The sequence below is a fragment of the Mitsuaria sp. GD03876 genome (assembly GCF_029840635.1).
Lineage (GTDB): Bacteria > Pseudomonadota > Gammaproteobacteria > Burkholderiales > Burkholderiaceae_C > Roseateles.
Map to the genome: position 1 here is coordinate 1 of NZ_JAOCCU010000025.1, position 22,087 is coordinate 22,087.

At 72.6% G+C, this 22,087-nt stretch carries 17 protein-coding genes; 5 read left to right on the forward strand and 12 right to left on the reverse strand.

The annotated features are described in order from the left end of the window. Both N5D62_RS16435 and N5D62_RS16440 read right to left on the reverse strand, forming a co-directional pair. On the reverse strand, positions 1-2,085 hold a 2,085-nt coding region (locus tag N5D62_RS16435; RefSeq protein ID WP_279758932.1), incomplete at its 3' end, for an ATP-binding protein. 105 nt (positions 2,086-2,190) lie between these two features. Further along, positions 2,191-3,114 (reverse strand): hypothetical protein, encoded by a 924-nt coding sequence (locus N5D62_RS16440; protein ID WP_279758933.1) that lies wholly within the window; start codon positions 3,112-3,114, stop codon positions 2,191-2,193. Positions 3,115-3,291: 177 nt separating this feature from the next. On the opposite strand from N5D62_RS16440, the gene N5D62_RS16445 reads away from it, so the two are divergent. The 3 genes from N5D62_RS16445 to N5D62_RS16455 are packed head-to-tail and all read left to right on the forward strand — an operon-like array spanning position 3,292 to position 9,091. Then, positions 3,292-4,476: a ligase-associated DNA damage response exonuclease gene (locus tag N5D62_RS16445; protein WP_279758934.1), complete on the forward strand. Its 1,185-nt coding sequence runs from the start codon at positions 3,292-3,294 to the stop codon at positions 4,474-4,476. After that, entirely contained in the window at positions 4,473-6,332 is a 1,860-nt protein-coding gene (locus tag N5D62_RS16450; RefSeq protein ID WP_279758935.1) for an ATP-dependent DNA ligase, read from the forward strand. The genes N5D62_RS16445 and N5D62_RS16450 overlap by 4 nt, the downstream gene beginning before the upstream one ends. Further along, the gene (locus N5D62_RS16455; protein ID WP_279758936.1) at positions 6,329-9,091 is read left to right on the forward strand and encodes a ligase-associated DNA damage response DEXH box helicase; all 2,763 of its coding nucleotides are present in this window, start codon (positions 6,329-6,331) and stop codon (positions 9,089-9,091) included. Before N5D62_RS16450 ends, N5D62_RS16455 begins: the two co-directional genes overlap by 4 nt. On the opposite strand, the gene N5D62_RS16460 is transcribed toward N5D62_RS16455, so the two are convergent. Further along, on the reverse strand, positions 9,006-9,896 hold the full coding sequence (locus tag N5D62_RS16460; RefSeq protein WP_279758937.1) for a hypothetical protein: 891 nt from the start codon (positions 9,894-9,896) through the stop codon (positions 9,006-9,008). The genes N5D62_RS16455 and N5D62_RS16460 overlap by 86 nt on opposite strands. A 94-nt stretch (positions 9,897-9,990) precedes the next feature. On the opposite strand from N5D62_RS16460, the gene pdeM reads away from it, so the two are divergent. Beyond that, on the forward strand, positions 9,991-10,704 hold the full coding sequence (gene pdeM / locus N5D62_RS16465) for a ligase-associated DNA damage response endonuclease PdeM (RefSeq protein WP_279758938.1): 714 nt from the start codon (positions 9,991-9,993) through the stop codon (positions 10,702-10,704). Here pdeM and N5D62_RS16470 read toward each other — a convergent pair. Further along, on the reverse strand, positions 10,694-10,930 hold the full coding sequence (locus tag N5D62_RS16470; protein WP_279758939.1) for a hypothetical protein: 237 nt from the start codon (positions 10,928-10,930) through the stop codon (positions 10,694-10,696). The two genes, pdeM and N5D62_RS16470, sit on opposite strands and share 11 nt — an antisense overlap. A gap of 155 nt (positions 10,931-11,085) precedes the next feature. Here N5D62_RS16470 and N5D62_RS16475 point away from each other — a divergent pair, with 155 nt between their 5' ends. Next, positions 11,086-13,224: a hypothetical protein gene (locus N5D62_RS16475; RefSeq protein WP_279758940.1), complete on the forward strand. Its 2,139-nt coding sequence runs from the start codon at positions 11,086-11,088 to the stop codon at positions 13,222-13,224. Here N5D62_RS16475 and N5D62_RS16480 read toward each other — a convergent pair. From N5D62_RS16480 to N5D62_RS16515, 8 genes are all read right to left on the reverse strand, one after another. Next, on the reverse strand, positions 13,188-13,778 hold the full coding sequence (locus N5D62_RS16480) for an MgtC/SapB family protein (protein WP_279758941.1): 591 nt from the start codon (positions 13,776-13,778) through the stop codon (positions 13,188-13,190). The two genes, N5D62_RS16475 and N5D62_RS16480, sit on opposite strands and share 37 nt — an antisense overlap. Further along, complete coding sequence (locus tag N5D62_RS16485) at positions 13,775-15,640, reverse strand: ABC transporter ATP-binding protein/permease (RefSeq protein ID WP_279758942.1); 1,866 nt, start codon at positions 15,638-15,640, stop codon at positions 13,775-13,777. The genes N5D62_RS16480 and N5D62_RS16485 overlap by 4 nt, the downstream gene beginning before the upstream one ends. A 124-nt stretch (positions 15,641-15,764) precedes the next feature. Further along, on the reverse strand, positions 15,765-16,325 hold the full coding sequence (locus N5D62_RS16490) for a hypothetical protein (protein ID WP_279758944.1): 561 nt from the start codon (positions 16,323-16,325) through the stop codon (positions 15,765-15,767). A gap of 156 nt (positions 16,326-16,481) precedes the next feature. After that, a complete protein-coding gene (locus N5D62_RS16495) occupies positions 16,482-17,672 on the reverse strand; it encodes an FAD-dependent oxidoreductase (protein WP_279758945.1) in 1,191 nt (396 codons plus the stop codon). A gap of 79 nt (positions 17,673-17,751) precedes the next feature. Then, positions 17,752-18,783 (reverse strand): serine hydrolase, encoded by a 1,032-nt coding sequence (locus N5D62_RS16500; protein ID WP_279758946.1) that lies wholly within the window; start codon positions 18,781-18,783, stop codon positions 17,752-17,754. A gap of 107 nt (positions 18,784-18,890) precedes the next feature. Continuing rightward, positions 18,891-19,400, reverse strand: a complete 510-nt coding sequence (locus N5D62_RS16505; protein WP_279758947.1) for a hypothetical protein — start codon at positions 19,398-19,400, stop codon at positions 18,891-18,893. After that, positions 19,391-19,885: a hypothetical protein gene (locus N5D62_RS16510; protein WP_279758948.1), complete on the reverse strand. Its 495-nt coding sequence runs from the start codon at positions 19,883-19,885 to the stop codon at positions 19,391-19,393. The genes N5D62_RS16505 and N5D62_RS16510 overlap by 10 nt, the downstream gene beginning before the upstream one ends. A gap of 111 nt (positions 19,886-19,996) precedes the next feature. After that, entirely contained in the window at positions 19,997-22,072 is a 2,076-nt protein-coding gene (locus N5D62_RS16515; RefSeq protein ID WP_279758949.1) for an ATP-dependent helicase, read from the reverse strand. Positions 22,073-22,087: the final 15 nt, after the last annotated feature.

The window sequence follows — 22,087 nt, forward strand, 5'->3', positions numbered from 1 at the left end:
GTCCATCAGCACCAGCGCGTAGGGCCGGCCGTCGGCCTGCGCGCGCTCGGCGTCGCGGACCGCCTCGGCGCCGTCGGCGGCGGTGCTCACGTCCAGCCCGAAGCTCGCGCCCAGCGTCGACAGGATCTCGCGCGCGGCGCGGTTGTCGTCGACGACCAGCGTGCGCAGCCGCGCCAGCTCGTGGGCCATCAGCGCGCGGCGCGCGGGCAGGTCGGAGCCCTCGGGCTGCAGCGCGAAGCGGGCGGTGAAGTGGAAGGTCGAGCCCTGGCCCGGCGCCGATTCCAGCCAGATGCGCCCGCCCATCATCTCCACCAACTGCTTGCAGATCGCCAGGCCCAGGCCGCTGCCGCCGTACTTGCGCGTGGTCGAGCTGTCGGCCTGGCTGAAGCTCTTGAACAGCCGCGCCTGCTGGTCGGGCGTCATGCCGATGCCGGTGTCGCGGACGCGGAAATGCAGCTCGACCTCGGGCGTGCAGGTCGTGTCCAGCGCGGCCGCGTCGTCGCGGCCGGAGACGGCGACCGCCTCGATGCCGATGATGATCTCGCCGTGGTCGGTGAACTTGGCGGCGTTGTTGCCCAGGTTGACCAGCACCTGCCCGAGCCGCAGCGGATCGCCCACCAGCGCGGTGGGCAGGTCGGCCGGCACGTTGAGCAGCAGCTCCAGGCCCTTGTCCTCGACGCGGAAGCCGATGAGGTTGACCAGGTGGTCGAGCACGTCCTCCATCCGGAAGGGCACGCATTCCAGGCTCAGCTTGCCGGCCTCGATGCGGCTGAAGTCCAGGATGTCGTCGATCACGCCGAGCAGGTTCTCGGCCGAGCGGTGCACCTTCTCGATGTAGTTGCGCTGGCGCGCGTCCAGCCCGGTCTGCAGCGCCAGGTGCGACATGCCGATGATCGCGTTCATCGGGGTGCGGATCTCGTGGCTCATGTTGGCCAGGAAGTCGGACTTGGCGCGGGTGGCGTCCTCGGCATCCTCCTTGGCCCGCTGCAGCGCGTCCTGGGCGCGTCCGCGCTCCTCCAGCAGCGCCTGCAGCTGGCGGTGCTGGGCCTGCAGCTCGAGGTCCTTGCGGTCGCGCGCGCGGCCGTGGGCCAGGCTGCGCAGCGAGGCCGCCAGCAGCCCGAAGGCCAGCAGCGCGACCAGCGCCGCGATCGCCAGCCAGGTCCGGCGCGGCTCGAGCGCGTCCAGGTCGCCCAGCAGCACCAGCCGCCAGGGGCCGCTGGCGTCGTTCCAGGCGACCTCGGCCTGCGCCACCGCGTGGCGGGTGCCCTCGACCTCGGCGGTCTCCGCGCCCAGCGCGAACGGCAGGCGGTGCACGCGGGCGGGGTCTTCGAACAGCTTGCCGAACTGGCCACCGGCGGTCAGCGCCTTGGAGCGCTCCGGCGTGACCGCGCCGTCCAGTCCCATGCGCCAGTCCGGGCGGCTGGCGGCGATCACCACGCCCTGCGGCGAGACCAGCAGCGCGCCGGCGTAGCTGCGGGTGTCCAGGAAGCGGTCGAGCGCGTCGGCGTACAGCCGCGCGGCGACCACGCCGGCGATCTCGCCGCTCTGGCCGGGGCGGCGGTAGACCGGCGCGGCCAGCCAGTAGGCGCGCTGGCCGGTGGAGATGCTGATGCCGGCGAAGACGTTGGGCTGGCCGCGCATCGCCTGGCGGTAGTACTGGCGGAAGCTGACGTCCAGGCCGATCGGCGGATTGCCCTCGTCGTCCCAGCCCGCGATGATGCGGCCGCGCGCGTTGACGACGTACGCCAGCTGCGCGCCGACGCTGCTGCCCACCACTTCCAGCGTCTCGCTGGCCGGGCGGGCGAGGCGGGCGGCCTCGGTGTCGGTGAGCTCGGCGGCGGCCTTGAGCGCGGGGTTGAGCTGGCCGGCCAGCACGACCGCGCCCATGCCCTTGCCGGTCAGCGTCAGGCCTTGCAGGGCCAGCGCCTCGCGCTGGGCGGCGTTGGCCAGGGCATGCCGGAAGTCGTGCTCGAGCGAACGGCGGTGCGTCTCGCTCGCGGCGATGCCCAATGCAAGCGCGAGCGCGGCGGCCAGCAGCCACGCGATCCGGCGATGTCCCAGCAGCCAGTCGGACACACGACCCATCCCTTTCCCTCCCCGGAAAACCCGGTCGGCGGCCGCCGGGCTGTTGATGGATGAACGCCGGGGCAGTGTAGGGCGATTGCGCGGCTTTGCGCAGGGGCGGCGCGCTCAGGGCGCCGGGTCGTCGAACCAGCGCTGGCGAGCGGCCTGCACCAGCGCTCGCGCCCGGCCGCGGTCCGCCATCACGTCCATGCTGTCGAGCGCGTCGTCGTCGCCCCGGTCCAGCGCCGCCGCCATGCCGCTGCGCAGGTCGGCCGCGGACATCCGGCCCGTGCGCTGCAGCGCGTCGACGCCGGCCACGATGGCCTGGATGCAGGCGATCTCCGGCAGCATGAACGGCGGGTGCAGCGGCGGCGGGCGGCGCATCGCCCCCCGATCCGGCGTCCGGGACGCGGTCAGGGCCGCGACGACCTGCCTCGGCGTGATGGCGTCGCGGGTCAAGGCCTCGGCGAAGAGCCGCAAGGTCCGGTCGATCGCCACGGGGCCGCCGTGCCGCAGGGCCATCTGCAACGGGGTCTCGCCAAAGCTGTCCTGCAGGACCACCGCGGCCACGTCGTCGCGCGGCAGGCGGCGGTCGTCATGCAGCCGCATCAGCAGGTCGCGGAACCCGGGCAGGCCGGGCGCGCCCGGCGCGTGGGCCAGCAGGTGCAGCGCCGACTCCTGTTCGCCGTTGACGGCGCACAGCAGGCGGCGGAGGTCGGCCGGGTCGATCCGCCCGGCGCGGGCGAGCGTGCCGATGCCGTCCAGCAGCACGTCGAGCACGACCTTGCGACCGGGCGCGGCGGCGGCATGCAGCATCGTGTCGCCGTCGCGCGAGGCGGCCGCCAGCGCCGCGCACAGCGCCGCGGACGGCAGCGGAGGACGGCGGTGGATCAAGGCGTCCAGGGCCGCACGGACCTGGTCCGCCGAGACGTCGACGATGCCCGCGCGCAGGCGGCCGGAGAGGGAGCCGTCGTCCGGTGCCTCGGCATCGGCGGGCAGGCTGGTGAAGCTGTCGTAACCCGGGTCGGGGAGGGCGTGGGAAGGGAACATGGCGGTGGCGGAAGGCTGCAAGGGCCGCTTGGTCCCGGCGGGCCGGGCCCTGGTTCAGGCGACGGATGGCGAACGGCTCGGCGCCGCGACCTGCGACGGCCCGCCGTCGACGGCCGGGTCCGGGACGCGGACTCGTCCTACAGCGGCGCCGGGCGGGCCCGACTAGCATCGGTCGCCATGGGCACGGCGAATCCTTCGGACCGGCGGTCGGACGGCGCGGCATCGGACGACCTCGTCGTCGCGCGGCCGGAGGGCCTGTACTGCCCGCCGGGGGACTTCTACATCGATCCGTGGCGGCCGGTCGACCGCGCCGTGATCACGCACGGCCACAGCGATCACGCCCGCGTCGGCCACGCGCACTACCTGGCGCACCGCGACAGCGCGGCGATCCTGCGGCGCCGGCTCGGCGACGACATCACGCTGCAGACGCTGGGCTACGGCGAGGCGATCGAGCATCGCGGCGTGCGCGTGTCGCTGCATCCGGCCGGCCACGTGCTGGGTTCGGCGCAGGTGCGGCTCGAGCACGGCGGCCGGGTCTGGGTCGCGTCGGGCGACTACAAGCTCGAGGCCGACGGCACCTGCGCGCCGTTCGAGCCGGTGCGCTGCGACACCTTCATCACCGAATCGACCTTCGGGCTGCCGATCTACCGCTGGCCGTCGCAGGCCGCGCTATTCGCCGAGATCGACGCATGGTGGCGCCGCAACGCGGCGGCGGGGCGCGCGTCGGTGCTCTACGCCTACGCGCTGGGCAAGGCGCAGCGGCTGCTGCACGGCGTGGACGCGTCGATCGGGCCGATCGTGGCGCATGGCGCGGTCGAGCCGCTGAACGCCGTCTACCGCGACGCCGGCGTGGCGTTGCCGCCGACCTTCCATGCGCAGGATCCGGCGCTGGACAAGGCGGCGCTGTCGCGCGCGCTGGTGATCGCGCCGCCGTCGGCCGCGCGCTCGCCGTGGATCCGACGCTTCGGCGCGGATCCGGCGGACGCCTTCGCCAGCGGCTGGATGCAGCTGCGCGGCACGCGGCGCCGGCGCGGCGTCGACCGGGGCTTCGTCGTCTCGGACCATGCCGACTGGCCCGGGCTGATGGCGGCGATCTTCGGCACCGGCGCGGAGCGCGTCTTCGTCACCCACGGCAGCGTGCCGGTGATGGTGCGATGGCTCGCGGAGCAGGGGCTGCGGGCGCAGGCCTTCGAGACGGAGTACGGCCGCGAGGACGACACGCCGGAGGCCGCGGCCGCCCCTGTCGAGGCCGCTGGCGCCGCCGACGCCGTGGGCGCCTCAGATCCAGCCCGTCGAGGCGATCAAGGCGATCAAGGCGATCCAGGCGATCCACGCGATCGACGCGACGAGGCCGCCTCATGAAGGCCTTCGCCGCGCTGTACCGCGAGCTGGACGCCTCGACCTCCAACCTGGCGAAGCAGGCGGCGCTGCAGGCCTACCTGCGCCAGGCGCCGCCGCAAGACGCGGCCTGGGCCGTCTACTTCCTGGCCGGCGGCAAGCCGCGGCAGCTGGTGCCGACCAAGCTGCTGCGCGAGCAGGCGCGCGTGGCCGCGGGCCTGCCGGAGTGGCTCTTCGACGAGAGCTACGAAGCCGTCGGCGATCTCGCGGAGACGATCTCGCTGCTGCTGCCGGACCCGGCCGAGGCCGTCGAGCGTCCGCTGTCGGACTGGATGACGGAGCAACTGCTGCCGCTGCGCGGCCAGCCGCCGGAGGCGCTCGCGCTCGCGCTGCAGAGCCAGTGGGCCTCGCTCGCGGTCGACCAGCGCTTCACCTACTTCAAGCTGATCACCGGCGCGTTCCGCGTCGGCGTGTCCAAGCTGCAGGTCACGCAGGCGCTGGCCGCGGTGGGCGGCGTCGACGCCAAGCTCGTCGCGCAGCGGCTGATGGGCTACACGCACATCGGCGCGCGGCCGACCGCGGCCGACTACGCCGCGCTGATCGCGCCGCCCGGGCCCGACGGCGAGGGCGGCGCGACCCGCGGCCTGCAGCCGTATCCGTTCTTCCTCGCGCATCCGCAGAACCTGCCGGTCGAGCAGTTCGACGCGGTGCTCGGGCCGTCGGCGGACTGGCTGGTCGAATGGAAATGGGACGGCATCCGCGCGCAACTGGTGCGCCGCGGCGGCGAGGTCGCGATCTGGTCGCGCGGCGAGGAACTGGTGACCGACCGCTTCCCCGAACTGCGCGCGATGGGCGAGGCGCTGCCCGACGACACGGTGCTCGACGGCGAGATCCTGGTCTGGCGCGACGGCCGCGCGATGCCGTTCGCGGAGCTGCAGCGGCGCATCGGACGCAAGACGCTCGGCCCGAAGCTGCTGCGCGAGCTGCCGGTGGCGCTGTGCGTCTACGACCTGCTCGAGGAAGACGGCGCCGACCTGCGCGACCGTCCGCAGCATGAGCGCCGCGCGCGGCTGGAGCGGCTGGTCGCGGCGCATCCGCTGCCCGGCCTCGAGCTGAGCCCGCTGGTCGACGGCGCGGACTGGCGGGACCTCGCGCGGCAACGCGAGCAGGCCAGGGCGCTCGGCGTCGAGGGAATGATGCTCAAGCGGCTGGACGCCCGCTACGGCGTCGGGCGCACGAAGGATGTCGGTGTCTGGTGGAAGTGGAAGATCGACCCGTTGTCCGTCGACGCGGTGCTGATCTACGCGCAGCGCGGCCACGGGCGGCGCGCGAGCCTGTATACCGACTACACCTTCGCCGTCTGGAACGGCCCGCAGGACGATCCGGCGCGGCAGCTGGTGCCCTTCGCCAAGGCCTATTCCGGGCTGACGGACGCGGAGATCCGCGAGGTCGACGCCGCGATCCGCAAGACCACCGTCGAGAGCTTCGGCCCGGTGCGCAGCGTCACGCCGACGATGGTGTTCGAGCTCGGCTTCGAGGGCATCGCGCGCAGCGGCCGCCACAAGAGCGGCATCGCGGTGCGCTTCCCGCGGATGCTGCGTCGCCGCGAGGACAAGCCGGTCGAGGAGGCCGACACGCTGCAGTCGCTGCAGGCGTTGCTGCCGGTTGGGGGGCAGGCAGGACCGGATGACCCCGGCGACCCCGCCGACCCTAACGACCCTAGCGACCCTAGCGACCCGGCCGACCCGGTCGACCCGGTCGACCCGGTCGACTCTGCCGACTCTGCCGACTCCGGCGAATCCGGCGAATCCGGCGAATCCGGCGATGCGGTTCCGGTGGATGGCGGGACGAATCGTTCTGACGAAGGACTTGCGCGATGAGCGTGGCGGCGGTCGAGGCCTGGATCGACGAGCGCGGCTGGACGGCGTTTCCGTTCCAGCGCGAGGTCTGGGCCGAGATCGCGCGGGGGCGCAGCGGGCTGCTGCATTCCAGCACCGGCAGCGGCAAGACGCTGGCCGTGTGGCTGGGCGCGCTGGCCGCGTTGCGCGACGAGGTCGGCGAGGGCGGCACCTTGCGCGGCAAGCCGCTCGCGCCGCCGCTGACCGTGCTGTGGATCACCCCGATGCGGGCGCTGGCCGCCGATACCTTGCGCGCGCTGCAGGGACCGATGGCGGCCTTGTGCCCGGGATGGACCGCCGCGCTGCGCAGCGGCGACACGACTTCTTCCGAGCGCGCCGCGCAGGAGCGGCGCCTGCCGACGGTGCTGGTGACGACGCCGGAGAGCCTGTCGCTGCTGCTCTCGCGCGCCGAGGCCCGCGAGCAGCTCGGCCGGGTGCGGCTGGCCGTCGTCGACGAGTGGCATGAGCTGATGGGCAACAAGCGCGGCGTGCAGACGCAGCTGGCGCTGGCGCGGTTGCGGACCTTCCGCCGGGAGCGCGGCGCGCGGCCCTCACCCCCCGCCCTCTCCCGCGGTGCGGGAGAGGGAGCCGAGACGCCGCGTCCGTTGATGACCTGGGGACTCTCAGCGACGCTGGGCAACCTCGACGAGGCGCTGCGCACGCTGCTGGGCACCGACCCGGCCGACAAGCCGGTCGACCCCTCCACGACCTCGATCGGCGCCTCGGCCGATCACGCGCGCGGCGTCATCGTCCGCGGCGAAACCGACAAGACGCTGGTCATCGACACGCTGCTGCCGGAGACCGCCGAGCGCTTCGCCTGGGCCGGCCACATGGGCCTGCGCATGCTGCCGCAGGTGGTCGAGGCGATCGACGCCAGCGCGAGCTGCCTGGTCTTCACCAACATGCGCTCGCAGGCCGAGCGCTGGTACCGCGCGTTGCTGGAGGCCCGGCCCGACTGGGCCGGCGTGCTGGCCCTGCATCACGGCTCGCTCGACCGCGAGGTGCGGGAGTGGGTGGAACTCGGCCTCAAGGAGGGCCGCATCAAGGCCGCCGTCTGCACCTCCAGCCTGGACCTGGGCGTGGACTTCCTGCCGGTGGACCGGGTGCTGCAGATCGGTTCGGCCAAGGGCGTGGCGCGGCTGGTGCAGCGTGCCGGGCGTTCCGGCCACGCCCCGGGCCGGCCGTCGCGGATCACGCTGGTGCCGACCCACAGCCTCGAACTGGTCGAGGCCGCCGCCGCGCGCGACGCCGTCCGCGCCGGACAGATCGAGTCCCGCCACGGCCCGCTCGAGCCGCTGGACGTGCTGGTGCAGCACCTGGTGACCGTCGCGCTGGGCGGCGGCTTCCGGCCCGACGAGCTGCGGGCGGAGATCCGCGGCACCGTCGCCTACGAATCGCTCGGCGACGAGGCCTGGGCCTGGGCGCTGGACTTCGTGCGCCAGGGCGGGCCGTCGCTGGCCGCCTACCCGGACTACCACCGCGTCGTGCCCGACGAGGACGGCGTCTGGCGCGTGTCGGACGCGCGGCTCGCGCGCCGGCACCGGGTCAACATCGGCACCATCGTCAGCGACGCGTCGATCAGCGTGCAGTACCTGGGCGGCGGCAAGCTCGGCTCGGTCGAGGAGAGCTTCATCGCGCGGCTGCGCCCCGGCGACGCGTTCATGTTCAGCGGCCGGCTGTTGGAGCTGGTGCGCGTGGAGCAGATGACGGCGCTGGTGCGACGCGCCACCGCCGGCCGCGCCGCGCTGCCGCGCTGGAACGGCTCGCGCATGCCCTTGTCGAGCACGCTGGCCGACGCCGTGCTGCGCGAGCTGGCCGCGGCTGACGCCGGCCACTTCGAGTCGCCGGAGATGCAGTGCGTGCGCCCGCTGATCGACATCCAGCGCCGCTGGTCCGGCGTGCCCGCGCCCGACGTGCTGGTGGCCGAGACGCTGAAGACACGCGAGGGCTGGCACCTGTTCCTGTTCCCCTTCGCCGGCCGCCAGGTGCACCTGGGGCTGGCGGGCCTGATCGCGTGGCGCGCCGCGCAGCCGGACACCGGCACCTTCTCGATCGCGCTGAACGACTACGGCTTCGAGCTGCTCAGCGCCAAGCCGATCGACTGGGCCGAGCGGCTGCCCGGGCTGCTGGCGCTGCCGCCGCACGAGACGCTGCTGCGCGAGGTGCTGGCCAGCCTGAACGCGACCGAGCTGGCGCGGCGGCGCTTCCGCGAGATCGCGCGCATCGCGGGCCTGATCTTCCAGAGCCACCCGGGCGAGCGACGCGGCAACCGGCAGCTGCAGGCGTCGGCGACGCTGTTCTTCGAGGTCTTCCAGCAGTACGACCCGGCGAACCGGCTGCTGACGCAGGCGGAGCAGGAACTGCTGACGCAGGAACTGGACGTGCGGCAGCTCGCGGCCTCGCTGGCGCGCATGGGGCGCCAGACGCTGCGGGTGCATGCGCCGCGCCGGCCCACGCCGCTGGCGTTCCCGCTGATGGTCGAGCGCTTTCGCGAGAAGCTCAGCAACGAATCGCTCGGCGAGCGCATCGCGCGCATGGTCTCCGAACTGGAACGCAGCGCCGGCGGCGAGGCCGTCGGCACCGCGCACGAACCGGCCGAACGCGCGCTCGGGGTGTTCGCGAGGAAGGACTCGCCGCAATGGGCGATCGAGACCGTCAACGAGTCGCTGGCGCTGGAGACACGCGGCGAGACGACGAAGCGCCCGCCCCGGACAGGAGCCCGTCGGCGTGGGCGCGCTTGACCGCGTCGTCGTAGGCGGCCAGCGCGAGGGGCAGGCCCCCCGTGGGCGGCCGGTTCCGCAGCAGGGTCAGCGCATGCAGCGGCGGTCCCGGATCCACCATGTAGAGCCGCCTGACGCGATGCACCGGCATGCCCCGCGTGGCCATGAGGCGCGCGCACGCGTCGAGGATCGAGATGCCGGCGATCCGTTCGTCCTCGACGAGCTTCAGCATCGTCGCCCGGCTGTCGTTCCGGTCCGCGTGCACATGCTGGTCGAAGATGTCGGCCACGTCGTCCAGCGTCAGACGCCGGCCGTCCACCTCGTCGAGCAGCGCCTGGCACAGCGCCATGACCTTGGGGCCGTCGCCGCGCATCAGGGCGCTCGTCAAGGGCGCCTGGTAGACCCGCTGGTGCTGTCGGTCGACGCCGTCGGCGTTGAGCTGGCAACCGAAGCTCCGGACGTCCAGATGGCCGGCGGTGACCAGGCGCGCCAGGTGGCGGGCCGTCAGCGCCAGCAGCGCCGTCGACCCGCCGGTCAGCGCGTCGTCGATCAGGCGGAGCGACGCGCCGGACCCGCCGACGTCCTCCAGCAGCCGGCCCAGGCGCGTGGCGTCGATGGCGCCCTGGTCCAGCGCCGCGCGCAGGGCCTGCAGCATGGCTTCGGCCCGCGGGAGGTCGTTGTCCCGGCGGGCGCGGGCCCAGGGACCGGCGATGTCGCGGAAGTCGTGCAGCAGGCGGCCGGCCGGGTGATCGAGGAACGCGGAGAACGCGGGCAGGGCGCCGGCGCGTGGTGCGTCCGCGGCGGGTGGGGTCGAGGTCGGGAGCATCGGGATCGTCGGCAGGGGGTGAAGGTCGGAAGGGCCGCTGTGTGCGGGGCCGGCGCGGAACCATTCGGCAACGTGGCGGAGCGATGATCGCGCGATGACCGTGCTGACCGACGACCCGGCCGACATCGAACCGCCTCGCGGCGCGCTGGCGATGACCCTTGCCGACGAACGCGTCTGGCTGCTGCCCGCGCCGGCGCTGTGGTGGCCGTGCGCGCGGACCGTGTTCGTGGCCGACGTGCACCTGGGCAAGGCGGCGAGTTTCCGCGCGCTGGGCCAGCCGGTGCCGTCGGGCACGACGCGGGACAACCTGGACCGGCTCACCGCGCTGGTCGACAGCGTGGCCGCCCGGCGCCTGGTGGTGCTGGGCGATTTCCTCCACGCCGCGGCGGCGCAGCAGCCGCGGGTGCTCGATCCGGTGCATCGGTGGCGCGAGCGGCATGGGGAGGTCGAGTGCCTGCTGGTCCGCGGCAACCACGACAGCCGCGCCGGCGATCCGCCGGCGTCGCTGCGGATCGAGGTCGTCGACGAGCCGCACCGGCTCGGGCCGTTCGCGGCCTGCCACCATCCGCAAGCCGTCCCGGGGGCGTACGCGCTGGCCGGGCATCTGCATCCGGCGACGACGTTGCGCGGACGCGCGCATGAGCATCAGCGGCTGCCGTGCTTCTGCGAATCCGAGGGGCTCCTGATCCTGCCGGCGTTCGGCGCGTTCACCGGCACCACGCTGGCGGGCCTGCCGCCGGGCGCGCGCTGCCACGCGGTCGGCGGCGGCGCGGTCTGGGCCGCGCCGGGGTCGTCCGTCAGATCGTGAAGCCGCCGACGTCGGTGTGGAAGTCGCCGACCTCGGTCCATTCGCGCAGGTCGGCCGGCACCGCGAAGCGCTCGGACAGGGCCCGTGCCGCGTCCTCGGCGGTCGCGAACGAATCGCCCCACGGCATGCTGTCGTGTTTCACGCGCCAGCGCCGCGACAGGCGCGGCTTGATTGTGAACGTGCCGTCCAGGCTCTGGAATACATAGGACACGGTGTCGAGATCCATGCTGAGCTCCGGAGCGCCTCCCCAGCGCTCACCGTAGCGCACCTGGCGGCAACTGTCATGCCCGCGTCGCGGATGGGGGGGACGGTCCGGCACTCGCACCGGCGCGCGATCCATCGGCCGCGGCGGCATGTCGCTTGCCGCAGCATGCGCACCCTATGACACATCCCTGGCGATTCTTCAGGGCGGGCGGCGCGGATCAGGCGCGCATCGACACCGCCGACGACCTCCTGCATCTCCGCGACCTCGACCAGAAGCGCTGGGTCGCGCTGGCGTGCCCGACCCGCGGGCTCGAATTCGACGAACGCACCCTGGACCTGATCGACCTCGATCGCGACGGCCGCATCCGCGCGCCGGAGCTGATCGCCGCCTGTGAATGGACCGGCGCGCGGCTGCGCGACTGGCAGCCGCTGCTGCGCGGCGAGGCGCGGCTCGCGATCGCCTCCTTGGCCGATACCGACGAGGGACGCGCGCTCGCGGACGAACTGCGCCGCACGCTGGCGCTGGCCGGCCACGACGCGCAGGCCGACATCGGCCTGGACGAGATCCGCGAGCGCCAGTCGCACCTGGCCGCCGAACGGCACAACGGCGACGGCATCGTGCCGATCGCGGCCATCGAGGACGCCACGGAGCGCGCGCTGGCGCAGCGCATCGGCGAAGCGTTCGGCACCGTCGCGGACGCCGGCGGCGAACCCGGCATCGACGAGACCCGCATCGCCGCGTTCTTCGACCAGGCGGCGACGCTGCTGGCCTGGCACGGCGAAGGCGAGGCCGGCTGCGCCGGCAAGCGCGCCGCGGCGATGGCGGTGCAGGCGGTGCACGACAAGGTGGAGGACTTCTTCGCCCGCTGCCGGCTCGCGAGCTACGACGCCACGGCCGCGGCGACGCTCAACGCGACCGATCCGGAGCAGCTCAAGCCGCTCGCGGCGACGCTGCTGTCGCTGGACGGCGGACCGCTGAAGCAGCTGCCGGCGGCGCCGGTGGCCGCCGGCGCGCAGCTGCCGCTGGACGAGCGCGCGAACCCGGCCTGGCGCGCCGCGCTGGCGACGCTGCGCGAGCAGGCGGTGCGGCCGCTGCTGGGACGCGACGCGGCCGAGCTCGGCGAGGCCGACTGGCACGCGCTCAAGGACCAGGTCCAGGCCTGCCGGGCATGGCTCGCGCAGCAGCCGGCCGGACCGGTGGCGGCGTTGGGCGTCGACGCCGTCGCCGCGTTGGCGGGCGAGCGGCCGGACGAGGCACGCGCGCGGCTGCTCCGGCGGGTCGCGGACGACCGCGCCGCGGCGCCGCGTCACGCGGCGCTCAACGACCTGGAGAAGCTGGTGCTGCTGCAGCGCGACCTGCTGCGGCTGGCGCGCAACTTCGTGTCCTTCGAGGACTTCTACGAAGGCCGCGGCGCGGTGTTCCAGGCTGGCACGCTATACGTCGATGGGCGCGCCTGCGAGTTGACGGTCGAGGTGGCCGACCCCGCCCGGCACGCACCGATCGCGGGCCTGGCCAAGGCCTACCTCGCCTACTGCGAGTGCGTGCGATTGAACCAGAAGCGCACCGTCGTGGCGGTCGTCAGCGCGGGCGACGTGGACTTCCTCTTCGTCGGCCGCAACGGGCTGTTCTACGACCGCGACGGCCACGACTGGGACGCGCGCATCGTCAAGGTGATCGAGAACCCGATCAGCGTCGGCCAGGCCTTCCTGTCGCCGTACAAGAAGCTGGTGCGCCTGGTCGAGGAGCAGGTCGCCAAGCGCGCCGCCGCCGGCGACACGGCGCAGCAGGGGCGGCTGGGCAACTGGGCCGGGAAGATCGCCACGGCCGACCAGCCGGGGACCGCGTCGGCCCTGACTCCCGCCGCACCGGGCGCGCCGTTGCCGCCCGGCGTGCCGGCGCGTCGCGTCGACGTGGGCACGGTCGCGGCGCTGGGCGTGGCGCTGGGCAGCATCAGCACGGTGATCGTCGGCCTGTTCGGCCGCTTCGTCGACCTGGGCTGGTGGATTCCGCTGGGGATGCTGGGCATCGTGCTGTCCATCTCCGGCCCCAGCATGCTGATCGCCTGGCTCAAGCTGCGCCAGCGCAGCCTCGGCCCGATCCTGGACGCCAGCGGCTGGGCCATCAACAACCGGATGACACTGAGCACGCGGCTCGGCACCGCGCTGACCCAGCGCCCCCGGCCGGTGCCGCATGCGATGAAGCTGCCGGAGCGGCCCGGCGCGCGCGGGACCGCGCAGCCGGGCATGCCCTCGGCCGGGCGGGACGGCGGCGCGATCGATCAGTCGAGCCGGGGTTCGTCGCGCGTCTCGGCCTGAGCCGCGGCCGGCGGGCGGTGATGGCGCCGGCGCTTGCGCGCGAACTTGGGCAGCAGCTCCAGGATGGCCAGCGCCAGCAGCATGCTGAGCACCGCCGTCGCCTCGCGGCCCAGGCCGCAGGCGATGCCGATCGCCGCGGTCATCCAGATGCCGGCGGCGGTGGTCAGGCCGTGGACCTGCTCCTCGTTCTCCAGCTTCAGGATCGCGCCGGCGCCCAGGAAACCGATGCCGGCGATGACGCCCTGCAGCACGCGGCTCATGTCCGACAGGTGCATGCCGCCTTGCTGCGGCACCAGCACGAACAGCGCCGCGCCCAGCGACACCAGCATGTGGGTGCGCATGCCCGCGGCCTTGCCGTGGTGCTCGCGCTGGTAGCCGAGGATGCCGCCGAGCACCGCGGCCAGCAGCAGGCGCACGGTGATGCGGGTGATCTGCTCGACGTCGGGGATGTCGGAGAACTCCGAGCGCAGCGTGGCGACGACGGCGTCGGTCCAATGCGTCGCCGCGGCAGCCGCGTTGGCGGTGGCGGGGGTCGTCAGGCTGGCGATGATCATGGTGGGTTGTCCTCCTCCGCCTCCTCGACGGCATCGAAATCGTAGCCGTCGGCGGGGTGCAGCTCCCAGCCGCCGTCGCCGGTGAGCCGCAGCACGTGCGTGTGGTGGCGCAGGACGCCGCGGCGGTGCGCGATGCTGACCAGCGTGACGCCGTCGCGGCACAGGCGCTCGTAGAGGCGGCGTTCGTTGCAGCTGTCCAGCGCGCTGGTGGCCTCGTCGAGGATGACCATCCGGGGCGTGCGCACCAGCACCCGCGCGAAGGCCAGCCGCTGCTGCTCGCCCATCGACAGCAGCTTCTCCCAGTCCTGCACCGCGTCCAGGCCGCCGACGCGCCCGGCGAGCTCGGGCAGGCAGACGTCGGCGAGGATCGCGCGCAGCGCGTCGTCGTCGAGGTCGGTGCGGGTGTCGGGATAGATCATCTGGCTGCGCAGCGTGCCGGGCTGCAGGTAGGGGCGCTGCGGCAGGAAGAACACGTCCTGCATCGGCGGGTGCTCGATGCGGCCTTCGCCGCAGCGCCACAGGCCGGCGATGGCGCGCAGCAGCGAGCTCTTGCCGCAGCCGCTGGCGCCGGTGATCAGCAGGCTCTCGCCGGGCTGGAGCGCGACGTTGAGCTTCTCCACCAGCAGCCGGTCGAACTGCGGCGTGTACAGCGTCAGGTCGCGCAGCGCGAACTGCTCGGCGTGCGCGGTCTCGATGCGCTCGCGGGCGCGCTCGTCGCGGGGCTTGCGGCGGTGCATGGCGTCGGAGAGCGCATGCAGCCGGTCGATGCCGGCGACGAAGCGGCTCAGGCTCTCGAAGTTGTCCACGATCAGCGAGACGGCGGCCAGCACCGCGGCGAAGGCGCCGGCGGCCTGCACGGCGGCGCCGACCTCGAGGTGGCCGGAGAGCACGCGCTCGGCCAGGATCACGCTGGGCACGACCAACGTGAGCTGGCTGAAGCCGCGCTGGAACAGGTTGAGCGCGCGCTGCTTGCGGATCAGCTTCCAGTAGTTTTCGTAGACGGCGTCGAAGCGGTGCTCGATGTGGGCGCGTTCCTGCGGTTCGCCGCGATAGAAGGCGATGGACTCGGCGTTCTCGCGCAGGCGCATCAGGCCGAAGCGGAAATCGGCCTCGCGGCGCAGCTGCCAGAAGTTCAGCTGGATCAGCGGCGAGCCGAAGACGTGCAGCGCCAGGAAGGTGCCGACGGTGGCGTACACGGCCAGGAACGCGACGAGCAGCTTGGACAGCGACCACAGCACCGCGGAGAAGGCCACCAGCTGCATGACCGAGCCCAGCATCAGCAGCGAGAAGTGGGTGGAGCGGCCGGTGAAGGTGTTGATGTCCTCGGAGATGCGCTGGTCGGGGTTGTCGATGTCGGCGCCGCCGGCGGGGCCGCCGCCGCCGGCGATCTCGTAGTACTTGCGGCCGTCGAGGTAGCCGTCGAGGAAGCGGCCGGTGAGCCAGCGGCGCCAGTGGTTGGAGAAGGCGTCGCGCATGTAGTAGTAGAAGGCGTAGACCGGCACGGCGAAGGCCAGCACGAGCAGGCTGTCGCGCACGGCGAGCCAGAAGCGGGCGTGGTTGCGTTCGGCCAGGGCGGAGGTCATCTCGCCGGTCTTGTCGTTGAGCAGCACCGCGAGTTGGGTCTCGCAGAGCATCAGCACGATCAGCAGGAGCAGCAGGCCCCAGGCGGCCTTGCGCTGGTCGCCCAGCCAGTAGGGCTTGGCGATCTGCAGGAACTGGCGCCACGCGGCGGCCGAGAGACGCGGCGGGCGGCGCCGGCGCGGCTTGCGCTTGGGCGCGGCGGGCGGCGTGGTGGACGACGCGGGCTTGCCGGAGGCGGCGGACGGCGGCAGGTCCGTCGCGGAGGAGGAGGGATGAACCATGGAGGCCGGACGCGGTCTGCCGAGATGGCTCGACGGTAGCTCCGGCGGATCATGGGACGGGTAGGACGGCGCCTACCGGCGATGAAGGAGGAACACGCGTGCGCGGGGCTCCTCGCCGGCCGGCTCACGGCATCAGTTTCGAGACGATGTACGCGAGGCCACCGGTCGCGGCGGAGGAACCCGCCGCCGAGCCGGCGCACCACTTGAGCATCCGCAGGTCCGAGGCCTGGCCGCTGGCCTTGATGCGGTCGTCGACGGTCGCCACCACGGACGCGACGAGTTCCTTCATGTCACCCTTCGTGCGTTCGATCATGGCGTCGAAGTCCTGCCGGGCCGCGACGCGATGCGCCTCCATCGCGGCCAGCGATTCGGCGCGCAGGTTCTGCAGTTCGGTCTTGAACTCGAGGCGACAGTCGGCAAGGGCCTGCTTGAACTCGAGTCGGTTGTCGGCAAGCGCCTGCTTGAACTCCAGACGTTGGTCGTTGAGCTCTTTCCTGAACGCTTCCTGGTCCTTGCGGATGGCTTGGATGTCTTCTCGGATCAGTCCGAAGCCTTCCTGCATTTCCTGGCGGAGCCGATGCGTTTCGGAGGCGTTCTGGTCGATCCGATACATGAGCACGGTGAGATCGGGCTGCGCGTGCGACAGCGGCGGAAGGATCGTGGTCTGTGAAGCGTGAGGCTGCATGCGTCGACTCCTGGACATGCGTTGAGGGGAGCCGCGAATGCTAGGAGTCCCCCGACATGCATGGCGTTGCACGGCTGCTGAATTCATCGGGTGTTTGACCAGCCTCAATGGATTCGACGGCGCGTGCTCACCCGCGGGAACACGACGGGAACAGGGTCATTCGAACAGCGTGGCGAGACGGGCCACCGCGGCCTCGCTCATCGCCCGGTCGATGCCGCGGTCGGGGTTGTTGAAGTCGTGCTCCCCCTGTGCCTGCACCAGCAGGCCGTCGCGGCGCGGCACCACCATCAGGTTGTGGCCGCGCCAGGCCACCATGTAGTCGACCTCCGGCTGCGGCACCAATCGCGCGATCTGGCCGCGCACCGGGATCAGCGAGTCGTCGCCGAACAGCGCCCTCGCGCCGTAGCCGGTGCAGTTGACGATCGTGCGTTCCGGCAGCGCGGCCAGTTCACGGGCGTGGGCGAAATCGCGGGTGACGATCTCGCCGCCCTCGCGGAAGAAGTCCTCCAGCAGCAGCCGTTGGTAGGGCCGGATGTTGAAGGTCATCTGCGTGAAGCGGCGGGCGTGCGGGACCGGGAACGGATGTTCCGACGGGGCCAGCGCCCTGGAGCGCGGATGCAGGTCGGGGATGCGATCGAGCAGGTCGGGATAGTCCGGCTCCGTCGAACTGCCGTGTGCATTGGCGTAGGGCAAGGGCTGGTCGAACGGCGTGTCCGACAGCACGTAGCCGTCGCGCCATTCGACCGGCGAGCCGGTCAACCCCAGCAGGTCCTGCCAGGCGCGGAAACTGTGGCGCGCCATGCCTTCCCACATCGCGTTGAACGCGGGCGTGGCGTGATCGGCCGTGACGATGCGCGATTCCGGCGACCACATGCCGGTGGCGAAGGTCGAGGCCACTTCCGGCGGCCGCTCGCGACAGTAGATGCGGACCTTCAGGCCGGCGCGCTGCGCGACGCGCGCCGTCGTGAGGCCGATGGCGCCGCAGCCGATCACGGCGATGCGCCGGGCGCCGGTCGCGCGGATCAACGGCAGCGCGCCGAGCGTCGCCGAGCCCCAGGACAGCGACCAGCCCGCGCCGCCGTGGCCGTAGTGGTGGATGACCGTCTTGCCATGCAGCCGCTGCGCCTCGATGCGCGGGCCTTGCGCGCGGAACGGGCGGGTGCAGACGGTGATGTCGACGATGCGGTCGGCCGAGACCCGCATCCGGGCGGGGCGCGGCGGGGCCGCGAAGGGCAGGGGCGCCGCGCGAGCGGCGGCATCCGCCGGATCGGTCGATTGGGCGCGGCCGGCAAGCGGCCATGCGGCGGCGCAGGCGCTCGCGGCGCCGAGCCAGTGACGGCGGTTCATCGGGAACTCCTCGTGTCACCGGCCCGGGGCCGGGGGAAGGGCGATCGACCGCGACGGCGGTCCGCCCGCATTCAGCGCGTCAGGTCAGCTTCGCCAGCGACTTGCGGATCGCCGCGGCGTCGCGCAGGCGCTGCGCCGAGCCGTCGGCGTCCAGCAGCACGACGGTGATCGTCTGGCCGCCGCTCTTCATCCGCATCGCCAGGCAGCGGCCGGCTTCCTCGGTGTAGCCGGTCTTGGACAGGCGGATGTCCCAGCCCTTGGCGCCGACCAGGTGGTTGGTGTTGCGCAGCTCGCGCGGCCGGCCGTTGACCTCGACCTCGCTGGACTTGTCGCTGCTGATGCGGGCGATCGCCGGATAACGCGCGGCCGCCGCGGCGATGCGGGCGACCTCGGCGGCGGTCGAGGTGTTGTTGGGCGACAGGCCGGTCGGATCGGCCAGCGCGGTGTGGGCCAGGCCCAGCGCGCGGATCTTGGCGGCCACCGCGGCCTCGTAGGCCGGCAGGCCGCCCGGGAAGTGGCGGGCCAGCGCCGAGGCGGCGCGGTTCTCGGACGAGATCAGCGCCAGCTCCAGCGCCGCTTCGCGGCTCATCGTCGCGCCGACCCGCACGCGCGAGCGGCTGTGCTTGAGGCGGTCCACGTCGGCGTCGTCGATGCGGATCTCCTCGCGCATGTCCTGCCTGGCGTCGAGCACCACCATCGCCGTCATCAGCTTGGTCAGCGACGCGATCGGCACGACCGCGTCGGCGTCCTTGGCCATCAGCACGCGGCCGGTGTCGTCGATGACCAGCATGTGGCGCGCGTTGACCGGCAGCTTCATCAGCGGGGTCTCGGACGGCGCGGGCACGGGCAGCGGCGGGATCGCGGTCGGCGACTGGGCCACCGGCGGGAACGACGCCGCCGGGGCGGGCACGGACGCGGCCGGCGGCGCGGGCGTCACGACGCCGGACGGGCTGATCGCGGCGGTGGTCGGCGAGGCGGTGGGGACGACGACCTCGGGGTCCTCGCTGGCGGCCTGCACGATCAGGCTGCCGCAGGTCAGGGCCAGCGCGGGCAGCGCGAGGCGCCAGTTGGTGTGGGCGAGGGTGCGGAAAACGGTGTCGCGGATCGTCACGGCAGTCGGTGCGGCGGCGCGGGGCCGCCGGGCAGGGTCATGTTTTGACTGCAGCGGAGTTTAGTTTCTTCGCGCCGGCCGGACATGCGGGGTTGCCGTAACGTGCGTTACGCGTGCCTGGGCGCGAAGAGCCGATCCCTCATGGCGCGTCGTTGGCGGCGCAGCCAGCCCAGCAGTCCGTCGCCATCGAGCAGGTCTTGAACCCTTGCTTCCCTCGCGGAAACGTAAGACGCCAGGGTTTCGGGGTCGATGAGGCGCGTCAGCGTGTCGTCGATGTTGGTCAGCCGTTCTCGCACCAGGCGATACAGCGACCTGACTTCATGGGGCACTCGTTCGGCGCGCCAGACCTCGAGGCCGTGGACATCCTGGATGGCAAGGACATACGACTCCTCGTCGTCACCGCCAACGCGCCCTCGCGGCAGAGCGGTCGCCCGTTCGCGATAGAGCGTGATCCGGACGCCCTTGTGCGTCGCTTCAAAGCGCAATGGTGGCGGGGCGACAGGCACCGCGTCCGCCGGCTCGGCGATGCGCCAATCGACGGACCCGATCCGCGTGGGGCGCCGAAGCGTATCGATGAAAGCCTGCGTCATGTCATCTGGATACATGTTCACTTCCATTCCAAATCTTGAGAACTCTGCTCGAGGCCGGTCTCCGCGGCCTTGAGCGCTCCGAGGGCAGCGCTGAGCGCGCCAGCGTCATAGGGAAGTGACCGGGTCAGTCGGTCCCGTGCGCGCTGTACGGCTCCCATGGCCTCCCGGATATGCACGCTCGAGTCCAACGGCCCCAGGCCCTTGGCGGAGGCCAGGAGCGCGGCCGCTTGGCCCAGGATCTTGTGCAGTTCAAGGAGGGAGACGGGCGTGCTCCTCAATGCCTTGTCCAGCGACTCGCGAGCGATGCCCAGCTCGATGGCGAGCATCGGCAGGCGCGCTTTCGAGCGAAATGCCAACCGCACGTTCCTCACCTGCCACCACACGCCGACCGTGATCGCGAAGCTGATCAGACCCGCGAGCGTGTTGAGGTCCTGGATCCAGACGGGGATCAGGCTCGGCGGGCAGGCCGCCGCGAGGGCGGCAGCCGCGGTGGCGGCGAGGAGCAACTGCATGCGCCCATGCTAGGAGCGCCGCGGCGAGCCGTCGGCCACCGAGTTGCAGTCGTGCGACGAACGCGGCGGGGGGGCACCGATGAGGGATTGCGCAGGCTGCGGCGGGGGATCTCAGTCCCAGGCCTTGCGCAGCTTCGCCGCCACGTCCAACGCCGGCCTCGCCAGTTCCGGCAACGGCGCCTGCGCCTGGTTGGCCGGTCCCACCTTGTCGAAATGGCGCACCACCTTTCCGGGCAGGAACCGCGACACGCTCGCGTACAGGTGGCGGTCGCCGTGCCGCGTCTGCTGCGTCACGTAGAAGCGCTGCGGCACCATCACCGCCAGGTGATCTTTCGCCCGCGTCATCGCCACGTACAGCAGCCGCCGCTCCTCCTCGATCTGCGCCTGCGCCCCCGTGCTCAGGTCCGACGGCATGCAGCCGTCCACGCAGTTCAGCAGGTACACCGCGTTCCACTCCTGCCCCTTGGCCGAATGGATCGTCGACAGGATCAGGTAGTCCTCGTCCTTCAGGGGGACGCCGGATTCGTCGCTGCTCGCCTCCGGCGGGTCCAGCGTCAGCTCCGTCAGGAAACGCTCCCGCGAGCCGTAGCCCTGCGCGATCCGCGCCACCTGCTCCAGGTCGGCCAGCCGCACCGGCGCGTCGTCATGCAGCCGCTCCAGGTGCGGCGCGTACCACGCGACCACGTCCTCCAGGTCCATCGGCCACTCGGAGGCGGCGATCAGCCGCAGCAGCAGGTCCCGCAACACGGCCCAGGACGCGGCGGCCGCGCGCGGCGGCTCGAACGCGCGCAGCGCCTGGAGCGGATCGGCCGCCGGCGCCATCGCGTCGAGCAGGCGGCGCGCGCTCGCCGGACCGAAACCCGGCAGCAGCTGCGCCACCCGGAAGCCGGACAGGCGCCCGCGCGGGTTCTCCGCCCAGCGCAGCACGCTGAGCACGTCCTTCACATGCGTGCTCTCCAGGAATTTCAGCCCGCCGAACTTCACGAACGGGATGTTGCGCCGCGTCAGTTCCAGCTCCAGCGGCGCGCCGTGGCTCGAGGTCCGGAACAGCACCGCCTGGCGCTTGAGCTTCAGGCCCTGCTCGCGGCGCTCCAGCACCTTGTCCGCGACCCACCGCGCCTGGCGCGCCTCGTCGTCGACGGTCACCAGCTGCGGCCGCTCGCTGGACATCTTGTCGGTCCACAGGCGCTTGTCGTGGCGCTCGCGCGCCATCGCGATCACCGCGTTCGACGCGTCCAGGATCGGTTGCGTCGAGCGGTAGTTGCGCTCCAGCGCGATCACCCGCGCGGGCGGCTCGAACTGCGCCGGGAACTCGAGGATGTTGCGCACCTCCGCCGCGCGGAAGGAATAGATCGCCTGCGCGTCGTCGCCCACCACGGTCAGCCGGTCGCCGCGCGGCTTGAGCCGTCTCAGGATCGTCGCCTGCAGCCGGTTGGTGTCCTGGTACTCGTCGACGAGCACGTGCTGGAAGCGCTCGCCGAGCTCGGCGGCCAGGGCGTCGTCGCTCATCAGCTCGGCCCAGTAGAGCAGCAGGTCGTCGTAGTCGAGCAGCTGCTGGCGCTGCTTGTCCTCGACGTAGGCCTTGAACAGCCGCTTGAGCGCGTCGTGCGCCGGGAAGCACCAGGGGAAGTGGTCCTGCAGCACCTGGTCCAGGCGCGCCTCGCTGTTGACGACCCGCGAATAGATCGTCAGGCAGGTCGCCTTCAGCGGAAAGCGCTCGGTCGTTTCCGCCAGGCCGAGCGCCTGGCGCTGCAGGCCCATCAGGTCCTCGGCATCGGCGCGGTCGAGGATGGTGAAGTTGGGCGCCAGTCCGATGCGATGGGCATATTCGCGCAGCAGCCGCGCGCCGACGCTGTGGAAGGTGCCCGACCAGGGGAAGCGGGGCGGCGCCTGCGTGGTCCTGAGGCCGAGCGCGCGGTGCAGCACCCGGCCGGCGCGGCGTTCCATCTCGCCGGCGGCGCGGCGGGAGAAGGTCAGCAGCAGCAGGCGCTGCGGGTCGGCGCCGGACTGGATGAGATGGGCGACCCGGGCCGCGAGCGTCTTGGTCTTGCCCGAGCCCGCGCCGGCGATGACCAGCAGCGGGCCCCGGCCGTGCTCGACCGCCGAGCGCTGCTCGGGGTTGAGATCGGCGAGGACGTCGGCGGCGTCCACGGCATCAGGGGCGTCGGCAAGGGCATCGGCGGGCATGGGGCGGGATCATAG